At 73.2% G+C, this 4001-nt stretch carries 5 protein-coding genes; 2 read left to right on the top strand and 3 right to left on the bottom strand.

Annotation, left to right across the window (positions count from 1 at the left end; genetic code table 11):
- Window positions 1–857, top strand: an 857-nt coding sequence (locus IH13_RS0132465) for a glucosidase family protein (RefSeq protein WP_031090095.1), incomplete at its 5' end; no start/stop codon positions are given.
- A gap of 12 nt (window positions 858–869) precedes the next feature.
- Here IH13_RS0132465 and IH13_RS0132460 read toward each other — a convergent pair.
- Complete coding sequence (locus tag IH13_RS0132460) at window positions 870–1160, bottom strand: hypothetical protein (RefSeq protein WP_031090093.1); 291 nt, start codon at window positions 1158–1160, stop codon at window positions 870–872.
- A 99-nt stretch (window positions 1161–1259) separates the two neighbouring features.
- Between IH13_RS0132460 and IH13_RS0132455 the strand changes: the two genes are divergently transcribed.
- Window positions 1260–2039, top strand: coding sequence for a maleylpyruvate isomerase family mycothiol-dependent enzyme (locus IH13_RS0132455; RefSeq protein ID WP_031090091.1), 780 nt, complete (start codon window positions 1260–1262; stop codon window positions 2037–2039).
- Window positions 2040–2125: 86 nt separating this feature from the next.
- On the opposite strand, the gene IH13_RS0132450 is transcribed toward IH13_RS0132455, so the two are convergent.
- Window positions 2126–2929 carry a DUF5336 domain-containing protein gene (locus tag IH13_RS0132450; protein ID WP_031090090.1) on the bottom strand — a complete coding sequence of 268 codons (804 nt, stop codon included), beginning with the start codon at window positions 2927–2929 and terminating at the stop codon, window positions 2126–2128.
- 187 nt (window positions 2930–3116) lie between these two features.
- Complete coding sequence (locus tag IH13_RS0132445; protein WP_031090087.1) at window positions 3117–4001, bottom strand: N-acetylmuramoyl-L-alanine amidase; 885 nt, start codon at window positions 3999–4001, stop codon at window positions 3117–3119.

The following is a 4001-nucleotide window of genomic DNA, read 5'->3' as shown; positions in this document are numbered from 1 at the left end:
GGCTCGCCCGCCACCAGAACGGCGACGGCTCCTGGTACGCCGCCTACCACGACGGCGACCACGAACAGCCCACCGACCGGGGCCGCGAGACCAACTTCTGCGCCTACGTGGCCGTCGGCGTCTGGCACCACTACCTGGCCACCGGCGACGACGCGTTCGCCGACCGGATGTGGCCCACGGTCTACGCCGCCGTCGAGTTCGTGCTCCGGCTCCAGCAGCCCGGCGGCCAGATCGGCTGGAAGCGGGAGGCCGACGGCACCCCCGTCCCCGACGCCCTGCTGACCGGCTGCTCCTCCGTGTACCAGGCGCTGCGCTGCGCCCTGGCCCTCGCCGAACAGCGCGAGGAGCCGCAGCCCGACTGGGAGCTGGCGGCCGGGGCCCTCGGCCACGCGATCCGCCGGCACCCGGAGCGCTTCCTGGACAAGAGCCGCTACTCGATGGACTGGTACTACCCCGTCCTGGGCGGGGCGCTCACCGGTCCCGAGGCCACCGAGCGGATCGAGGAGGGCTGGGACCGCTTCGTGGTACCGGGCCTCGGGGTGCGCTGCGTCCTGCCCAACCCCTGGGTGACCGGCGGCGAGAGCTGCGAACTGGCCCTGGCGCTCTGGGTGACGGGCGAGTCCGACCGGGCCCTGGAGATCCTCCAGTCCGTCCAGCACCTGCGGGCCGAGGGCGGCCTGTACTGGACGGGGTACGTCTTCGAGGGCGAACGGGCCTTCTGGCCGCAGGAACTCACCACCTGGACGGCCGGCTCGCTGCTGCTCGCGGTGGCCGCGCTCGGCGGTGACGAGGCGACCACCGCGGTCTTCGGCGGTGAACGGCTGCCGACCGGCCTGGAGCCCGACTGCTGCCGCTGACCGTCCGTCCGCTCAGCGGCGGATCCGGCCCGCCACGGCGTGACCGACGAAGAGGTAGACGACGGCGGCCAGACCGTACCCGGCGACGACCCGCGCCCAGGCCTCGTCGAAGGTGAACAGGTCGTGCGACCAGCCGGCCAGCCAGGTGGCCGCGTCGTGGAACCACTGCACCAGTTCGTTGCCCCGGTTGGCGTCGAGCAGGTACATCACGATCCACGCGATGAGGATGAAGGCCATGACGTCCGCGATCACCGCGATGATCCGTGCGGCGCCGCTGCTTCCCGTGCCTGTTCTGTAGGACATGTGTTCCGGGTTGCCGCTCGGCCGGGGGTGAAACCCGGCCGGGGCGCGGGCGCCCGAAACCAGGTGAGGACCGGCCCGGGGGATGCGTAGGGTGCGGCCATGACCCTGCTTGCACACACCCGGTACTGCGACGAGATCCTTGACCAGACCGCCCGGTTGAGAGAGATCGTCGAGGGCGCCGACCCGGCCGCGAGGATTCCCACCTGCCCCGACTGGGACCTGCGCGAACTCGCGCTCCACGTCGGCCGCGCGCACCGCTGGGCCGGGGAGACGGTCCGCACCCGCGCCACCGAGGCCGTCCCCACGGACCAGGTGCCGGATTCCGCGGGGCCCGCGGACGGGGACCCGGCGGCCCTGGGCGCCTGGCTGTCCGCGGGTGCCGAGGCCACGGTGCGGGCCCTGCGCGCCGCGGGCCCCGACACCGAGGTCTGGACCTGGGCCTGGGAGCGGCGGAGCGCCTTCTGGGCCCGCCGGGTGGCGCACGAGACCGTCGTCCACCGCGCCGACGCCGCCCTCGCCACGGGCACCGCCTACGAGGTGGTCCCCGACCTCGCCGCCGACACCGTCACGGAATGGCTCCAGATCATGGCCTTCGCCCAGGCCGCGGGCCACCTGGAGGCGGCCGGACCGCGAGGCGCCGGGCAGTCGCTGCACCTGCACGCCACCGACGTGCCGGGGGCGGAGTGGCTGATCGAGATCGGCGAGGACTCCTTCACCTGGCGCCAGGCCCACGAGAAGGCCACCGTCGCCGTACGCGGTCCGCTGACCTCGCTCATGCTGACGTTCAACCGCCGGCTCAAGCCTGAGGAGGGGGGACTGGAAGTCCTCGGCGACCGGGGGCTGCTGGACTTCTGGCTGGAACGCTCCTCGTTCGGCTGAGCCGTGGGGCGGGCCCGGGTACGACGGTGGCCCCCGGCCCTTCGAGGTGAGTCGAAGGGCCGGGGGCCACCGTGTGGACGGACCGGTCAGCCGCGCTGGATGCCCGTGGTGTCCTGGAGGACACCACGACGGCCGTCCTGCGTCTGGGCGATGAGCCCGGAGCCGCGTTGCTCGACCGCCAGGTACCAGGTGCCCGGGGCGAGTTCGGCGATCGGGGTCGGGGCGCCGTCCTCGCCGTACAGCGGGCGGGCCACCGGCACCGCGAACCAGAACGGGGCGAAGTCGCCGGCCGGGGCGCCACCGGCCTGCGGGGCCTGCGGCGCCGCCTGCTGGGCGGCGTCCGGCTGACCCGGGTGCGCGCCGTAGGGCTGCTGTGCACCGGGGTAGCCGTACCCCTGGGGCTGCTGGGCGCCGGGGTAGCCGTACCCGGGCTGCCCGCCGAACTGCGGCTGCGCCGGGCTCGGGGCGCCCATCAGCGGGGCCTTGAGCGCCGGGACCAGCGGGGCGGCCACCGCGCCGCCGGCCAGCGCGATGGTCGCGAGAAGGCCGAGGATCAGTCCGGCGCCCGCGTTGCTGGCGTCGATGATCGTCCAGAACATGGTCCAGAGCGAGAACACGGTGAACGCGGCCCCGAACTGGGCGATGTCGAGCCCCGCCACCTTGCGGCCCGGCATCGCACGGCTCACGATCAGCAGCGCCGCGCCGATGATGCCGGCCAGGTAGATGCTCATCAGCAGCGAGAGCGAGTCCCAGGCGTTCGAGCTGTAGCCGGAGCAGTCGATGCCCTTGGGGCAGTCGACGCCGAAGAGGTCGAGGAAAGAGGCGATGAACAGCACGACCGCTGCTCCGATCACCACGCCGTCGCCTCGAGTGAGGGAGCGGATATTCACGTGAAGGTCCTTAGTCGGTCGTCTCGTCGGGGCGGTCGTCGATGCCGCCTGAACGGCGGGTACGGCGCGAAGCTCGGGGGTGGCTCCCCATCGTACGGATGAATCTATCGTCTGCCGGGGCGGGTTGTACCCCTGCCCGGACCCCTCACTCCCTGCCCCCCCCGAACTCACCACCGTCGGCACGGGGCTACCGCTTCAGGTAGCTGCTGACGCCGTCGGCGATACCGGTGGCCGCCCGTTGACGCCAGTCCGCGTTCATGAGCAGAGCGGCGTCCTTCGGATCACGCATGTTGCCGCATTCGATGAAGACTTTGGGCACCGTCGACAGATTCAGTCCGCCGAGATCGTCGCGGGTGTCCAGTCCCGTATGGCCGCCGATGTAATTGGACGGCGCGCTTCCGGTAGCGCGTACGAATTTCCCGGCGATCCGTTCGCCGAGGTCACGCGACGGCGCCACGATGCGCGAGGTGTCCGACCCGGCGCCCCGCACCAGGGCGGGCAGGATCACGTGGAAGCCCCGGTTGCCCACGGCGGAACCGTCCGCGTGGACCGACACGACGGCGTCCGCGTGCGCCTCGTTGCCGATCCGGGCCCGTTCGTCCACGCACGGCCCGAACGGCCGGTCGTCGTCGTGGGTGAGTACGACCTCGGCGCCCTCGGCCTCCAGCAGCGTCCGCAGCCTGCGGGACACGTCCAGGGTGAAGAGGGCCTCCGCGTAACCGGAGTCGGTCGACGTGCCGGTGGTGTCGCACTCCTTGCGGCCGTTGCCCATGTCCACCTGGGCGTTGATCTCCCGCGAGTGGTCGCGGTTGCGGGGGTTGTGCCCGGGGTCGATCACCACGGTCCGGCCGGTGAGCGGTCCGCGCGGCAGCGGTTTCGCGGAGCCGGGGGTGGGCGACGCACGGGTGGTGGAGGACGGCGATCCGGCCGCCGTGGGGGAGGGCGACCCGGTCGCGGCGGGGGACGGCTCCCGGGGCGCGGCGGAGGTGGCGTCCGACGCGGGCGGGCCGGCCTGCGGTGCCGCGCCGCCGGACCCGCAGCCCGCGGCGGTCAGGCCGAGGGCCGCCAGCAC

Source organism: Streptomyces sp. NRRL WC-3549 (assembly GCF_000721935.1).
GTDB lineage: Bacteria > Actinomycetota > Actinomycetes > Streptomycetales > Streptomycetaceae > Streptomyces.
The sequence above is the reverse complement of the archived record's forward strand: the minus strand, read 5'-3'. Positions and strand labels throughout refer to the sequence as shown.

What these genes read in the sequence shown, in the direction of transcription:
- IH13_RS0132455 (WP_031090091.1), top strand. Translation starts at nt 1,260, where the DNA reads ATGACCCTGCTTGCACACACCCGGTACTGCGACGAGATCCTTGACCAG.
- IH13_RS0132460 (WP_031090093.1), bottom strand. Translation starts at nt 1,160, where the DNA reads ATGTCCTACAGAACAGGCACGGGAAGCAGCGGCGCCGCACGGATCATC.